This is a genomic window from Hymenobacter terrenus (assembly GCF_000972495.1).
Taxonomy (GTDB): Bacteria; Bacteroidota; Bacteroidia; order Cytophagales; family Hymenobacteraceae; genus Hymenobacter; species Hymenobacter terrenus.
The window spans coordinates 1-5123 of sequence record NZ_LATM01000072.1 but is presented as its reverse complement, the minus strand read 5'-3'; the positions used below and the strand labels follow the sequence as shown (position 1 = coordinate 5123).

6 protein-coding genes are annotated in these 5123 nt (G+C 59.1%); 3 read left to right on the top strand and 3 right to left on the bottom strand.

All coding sequences use genetic code 11. The features are described from left to right. Both WX88_RS26335 and WX88_RS26325 read right to left on the bottom strand, forming a co-directional pair. Positions 1-273: DUF1810 family protein (locus WX88_RS26335; RefSeq protein ID WP_046247419.1), on the bottom strand; the 273-nt coding region annotated here is incomplete at its 3' end. A 1020-nt stretch (positions 274-1293) separates the two neighbouring features. Further along, positions 1294-1731, bottom strand: a complete 438-nt coding sequence (locus WX88_RS26325; protein WP_046247417.1) for an RHS repeat-associated core domain-containing protein — start codon at positions 1729-1731, stop codon at positions 1294-1296. A 299-nt stretch (positions 1732-2030) separates the two neighbouring features. Here WX88_RS26325 and WX88_RS26320 point away from each other — a divergent pair, with 299 nt between their 5' ends. The 3 genes from WX88_RS26320 to WX88_RS26310 all read left to right on the top strand — a co-directional run bounded on the left by WX88_RS26320 (position 2031) and on the right by WX88_RS26310 (position 4418). After that, positions 2031-2930, top strand: a complete 900-nt coding sequence (locus WX88_RS26320) for an AraC family transcriptional regulator (RefSeq protein ID WP_046247416.1) — start codon at positions 2031-2033, stop codon at positions 2928-2930. A gap of 149 nt (positions 2931-3079) precedes the next feature. Beyond that, the gene (locus tag WX88_RS26315; RefSeq protein ID WP_046247415.1) at positions 3080-3490 is read left to right on the top strand and encodes a DUF2141 domain-containing protein; all 411 of its coding nucleotides are present in this window, start codon (positions 3080-3082) and stop codon (positions 3488-3490) included. Between the two features lie 10 nt (positions 3491-3500). Next, on the top strand, positions 3501-4418 hold the full coding sequence (locus WX88_RS26310) for an oxidoreductase (RefSeq protein WP_046247414.1): 918 nt from the start codon (positions 3501-3503) through the stop codon (positions 4416-4418). Here the strand turns inward: WX88_RS26310 and WX88_RS26305 are convergent. Beyond that, positions 4396-4887, bottom strand: a complete 492-nt coding sequence (locus WX88_RS26305; protein ID WP_231590805.1) for a cupin domain-containing protein — start codon at positions 4885-4887, stop codon at positions 4396-4398. The genes WX88_RS26310 and WX88_RS26305 overlap by 23 nt on opposite strands. Between the last annotated feature and the right edge of the window lie 236 nt (positions 4888-5123).

The window sequence follows — 5123 nt, the reverse complement described above, 5'->3', positions numbered from 1 at the left end:
GGCGGCGTCGTTGCCGGGTAGCGCCAGCAACGCCCGGCTGCTGGCTACCAGCCGGGTGCCCAGCACCGGGTGCTGCGCGTAGGCCCGGGCTTCGGCCGCGCCGTGCAGGCCGTAGTATTGGGCCGTGGCGCTGTGGCCCAGGCCTTGCAGCTGGGGGAAGATGTACCACATCCAGTGGCTGTGTTTGCGGCCCCGTTGGATTTCGGCCAACGCGGTGGGGTACGCGGCTTCCTGGGCGTCCAAGAAGCGGTGCAACAAAGGTGTCGAACTCATCTGCACTCTACGTACAACCCCTCATCCGGGGCTATTCCACGTCACGAAACCGTTCGACTTAACCGGTGGTTGCATTAACTGTTACTTGTTGGCCGTTTCGTCGTCCACTGCAGGCCGCTCTGGCGCAGCCTGCTGGCTTTGTGTGGGAACCGTGGGTGCCGGCAGCCCCCAACACGAAGGGCCGGTCGGGCTGCTGGTGGGAGATGGCCACCCGGTTCGCTCTGTCCCGACTAATGTCAGCGTCATCGAGCACGATGGAGGCCGGGAACGCAAACCGCTCGCGCAGCTAGGCTGCGTCGAGGGGGCAAGCAACGTGGTAATGCTCCTCGCCTCCTTAGTCAAACGAGAACGCATCCCCCCGCCAGCCGGCCGGCGTGTTGCCCTGGGCCAGTAGGTACTCGATGACGGGGCGCAAGTGGGTGTTGTTAAACAACTAGGGCAAAACTTCCGACTTGGCAGCCAAGCAGCTTGAATGCTACCGATAAGGCATAAATGCGTCGTAAGAGTAGCGAAAAACGATGCTTTTACACGCCCCTTAAAAACCATCGAAAGAGGATAGCAAAAACGAACGTTAAGGCTATCGCTTTGCCCCCTTGCTGTGTAATGCCTTGGCAGCCAGAGTGCTGCTAAGGGAAATCAGGCAGTTGCGCGGCTAAGTCGGAGGTTTTGCCCTAGTTGTTTAACAACACCCTAGTTCCTGTACGTTTTTAGCTCTGACTTGAAGAATATTTACATTGTTTCCCTCATGCGCATCAGTAGCTTTTTTTGCCATGCCGCGTCCGAGAGTTTTAGCACCCATAGCGGAAAGCATGCCGTGGCGCAAGGCATTAGTTGTCGAGCCATCACCTTGTCCTGCCAATCTAGCTGCCTCTGACTTGGCACGCGCTGTATTGCCAACAAGATGCATCCTAGCCCCCGCAATGGTACTCTGTTCTGCAAACCTTTGATCACTTGGTCTATCAGTGAAATGGCGTGCTACTGATCCAACTATTGCTTCTTCAGCTACAACAACGCCGTGCGCTACGCAGATGCAGATTTGGCTCTGTTTAGTAACTCACCCACACCTGGAAGGCGCCCATCGGCATCTGCGTAGCGCACGGCGTTGTTGTAGCTGAAGGCGTACGGCGTCCAGCTCTCCTGCCCGTTCTCGAGCTCGGGGTCCACGACGTGCCAGCGGCCGAGCTGGGCATCGAAGAAGCGCCAGTCCTGGTGGTTCCAGTTCAGGCCTAAATCGGTCTGGAACTCTTTGCCATTGAACTTGTACTGATTCAATGGCTTGAGCCCCGGCATGGTGCCCGCCAGCCCGGCCAGCTCCAGGCCCGTGGGGTCGTACTGCGTCTCCTGCACGTGCAGACCCTGGCCGTGCTCGACCGTGACGTCGTCGAAGTACACGTCGGCGTCGCTCTCATTGGCCTTCTTATAGTAGCTGGGTCGGGTCGTAGAAGCGGGCGGCCACATCAGGGCTTACCGCCTGCATGGCTGCGGCAAAGGCCGCCTGGAAGCTTTTCATAAAACAAGCGCGCCCGAACTGGTCCATCAGGCCGGCCGTTAAAGTACGACCTTGCCGGTAGCTGTTTAATGATAGTGGTTGCGCGTTGCGTTTTTGTGAACCCAGTCGGCTATTTGTAAATCAGCAGCATTCCAATGCCTATTTTTAGGAGCGTGTTGGAACCAGTGCAACCTGCCCGGGTCACGCCAAAGATAATTTCTTGGCCCACCTTTACTTCAAGCCAATCGGTGGTCGAAACGCAGCGCGCATGAGCCGTAAAGAATTTGAGGTAGTCACCTTTGAGGGGTTTGTGGACCGCTACATGCACACGCGCCCCGCCGCGTTTGGGTTTCAGGCGCGGCCGGTACAGGTGTACCCGCTGTCGCTGGCCGAAGCGCGCATCAAGCCGCCGACCCCGCTGTTCAAAGCCGAGTACAGCTTTTTGCTGCTGTTTCGGGCGGGTGGGGGTCGGCAGCAGGTCGACAACGAAACGCTAAATTTGGCGGCCAACGACGTGCTGTTTATTCGCGAAGGGCACCTTAATGCCATCAACTCTATTACGCCGGGTACGGAGGGGTACTACCTCCACCTCCCCAGCGCCGTGCTGCCGCGCATTTTCACCGACCGCGCGCTGCTGCACCGGCTCACGTTTTACCCCAGGCACGCGGTGTCAGCGGCTGACATGGACTGGCTGTGCCAGTGCTGCGCATTGCTGACACATCAAGCCGGCGGCCCGGCGGGGTATGCCGAGGACATTCAGGTAGCGCTGCTGCAAGCCATGGTGATGAAAATAGCGGCGGCGTCGCCCACGACGCTGTGCCAGCCTGACCGGCCGTCGGAAATCACCATGCGCTTCAAAGAGCTGGTGTACGAGCACGTGAGTACGAACCGGGAGGTGGCATTTTACGCCAGTGCCCTGGCCGTGTCGGAAAACTACCTGAGCCGGTGCGTGCGCCAATTGACCCGCAAATCGCCCAAAGAGCACCTCAACGAGCTGGTGATTCTGCGCAGCAAGGTGCTCTTGCAGGACCGCACCAAGGACATTGCCCAGGTTGCCGTGGAGCTCAATTTTCCCGACCCGTCCTACTTTGGCCGCTTGTTCAAGCAGGTGACTGGGCAAACGCCCACCCACTACCGAACTGCGCTTTTGCACGGTTTGTCCGGGTAAACGCACGATTCAGGCGGACGGTCAGCCCTGGTCACCGCGCACCTTTGCAGGGCGCAAAAGCTCTCCGCCGCCAGCGGCAACGGAGCGGTTGGGCGTGGTCTTCACTATCAAAATTGCACGCAATGACAATTCCTAATTCAGTAACAGTCATGATGCTACTGCTGACTGCCGGGGGTGCAGCCTTTCGGCCTGCGGGCCAGCCTTCTGCTTTCACCATTCAGGTGGTCAATATCGAGAAGGACCGGGGCAGGGTGGTGGTTGAAATCTATAACGAAAAGTCCGGCTGGCTGAAAAAGCCTTTTCGGCGGCTCACGCTGGCCCCTGAAGCTTCGGTCCAAACGGCGCAGTTTTCGGTGCCCCCCGGCAAATACGCTGTTTCCATTTACCAGGACACCAACGGGAACGGCAAGCTGGACATGAATTTTCTGAGCATCCCCAAAGAACCCATCGGGTTTGGCAACAACTACAAGCCGTTCGGCCAACCAAAGTTTGAATCGGCACTTGTCGAGTACGCAGCCGCCGCAAAACCGGCGGTTATCAAGCTTTTCACCGTCTTCTAAGCGGCATCCCATGAGCAATAAGTGGAACCTGGCGCAGGTGCCTGCCCAGCCGGGCCGCGTGGCCGTGGTAACCGGGGCGAACATCGGCCTAGGGTACGAAACGGCCCTGGAACTGGCCCGCAAGGACCTGACGGTCATGCTGGCCTGCCGGAATGTGTCCAAGGCCGAAGCTGCCAAAGCCCGGATTGTGCAGGCGTATCCGTCGGCCAAGGTAGAGTGCCTTCCGCTGGACCTGAGCAGCCTGCGCAGCGTCCGCGAATTTGCCGCGGATTTCCGGCAGCAGCACGAAAAGCTTGACCTGCTCATCAACAACGCCGGCATTATGATGCCGCCGCAGGCAGTGAGCGCCGACGGCTTCGAGCTACAGCTGGCCACCAACTACCTCGGCCACTTTGCCCTGACCGGCCTGCTGCTGCCGCTGCTTGTCGCCACGCCTGGCTCCCGGGTGGTGTCCGTGAGCAGCTTGTCCTACAAGTGGGCAGAAATCGACTTTGCCGATTTGCAGGCGAAAAAAGGCTACAGCCGGCGCAAAGCCTACGGCCAGAGCAAGCGGGCCTGCCTGGTGTTTGCCTACGAGCTGCAGCGCCGGCTGGCCGCCGCAGGGTACGGTACCCAGTCAGTGGCGGCACACCCGGGCCTGGCCAAAACCAACCTGGACCAGTATTTCCCGGCCTTGATTCGGCCCCTGGGCAGCTTGTTTTTGCAACCCGCCGCGCAAGGTGCCCTGCCGCTGCTCCACGCGGCGCTGGCGCCCACCATTCAAGGCGGCGAGTTTATCGGGCCTGACGGCTTTCAGCAGATGCGGGGCCAGCCGGTGCGGGTAGATTCTGATGGAAATTCTAAAGACCCACGGGTAGCGGCCCGCCTGTGGCAGGCCAGCGAGGAGCTGACCAAGTGCCTCTACCTCAACGGGGCGGGTGATAACTAGGATGAACTAGCTGGAAACGTTCGCATAAGTAGGGGGTACGGGCCACATCCACCTCCAGGCCATATTTCTGGTTGATTTCTGCCCTGCGTTCCGCGTCCCCGACCGCTGCTGCCAATTCGCGGAAATAATTTTCGAACCCCGCGGGTGATATTAGCTCAATGACCGTGCAGGGGGAGGCGCCGGCATTCCAAAACGTGTGCCACTGGCCGCGGGGCTTAAACACCCAGCTGCCCATCTCAGCGAGCACCACTTCTTCGCCCAACAAGGCTCCCATCGTTCCCTCCAGCACATACGAGTACTCGTCCTCCCGGTGATGGTAGTGCAAGTGCGCCGCCAGGGTGCGGGGCGGAATAGGGTGATGAACCACGGCGAAGCGCCCGCTGGTGTGCTCACCGTCGATTTTCCAGTTCACACCCAACCCGCCTAAATTCACAAAACCACCTTCCCCTGCTTCGATTATTGTGCTCATTTCCATGATGAAGTGTCGTGAGTGTGATGGCTATGCGGGCTAAGGTAACGTCCACACGGCCCACCAGCTAGGAGTGCCAGGTTTGGCAGCTTCTCGTGGGCGTTTGGTTGAGCCACGAGGCGCAACACCTGGCGCTCCTGTGTCTTTTAGCTCGTTTTACAGCCAACGCCTCCTGTTCGTATGCATATTGCCTTGCCCTGAAATAGGTTGACAGTTTTTCACCTTAAAAACTGTTC

Bases quoted from the DNA above. Each gene is read 5' to 3' on its own strand.
- WX88_RS26325 (WP_046247417.1), bottom strand. From the start codon at position 1,731: ATGTGGCCGCCCGCTTCTACGACCCGACCCAGCTACTATAAGAAGGCC.
- WX88_RS26320 (WP_046247416.1), top strand. From the start codon at position 2,031: ATGAGCCGTAAAGAATTTGAGGTAGTCACCTTTGAGGGGTTTGTGGAC.
- WX88_RS26315 (WP_046247415.1), top strand. From the start codon at position 3,080: ATGATGCTACTGCTGACTGCCGGGGGTGCAGCCTTTCGGCCTGCGGGC.
- WX88_RS26310 (WP_046247414.1), top strand. From the start codon at position 3,501: ATGAGCAATAAGTGGAACCTGGCGCAGGTGCCTGCCCAGCCGGGCCGC.
- WX88_RS26305 (WP_231590805.1), bottom strand. From the start codon at position 4,887: ATGAGCACAATAATCGAAGCAGGGGAAGGTGGTTTTGTGAATTTAGGC.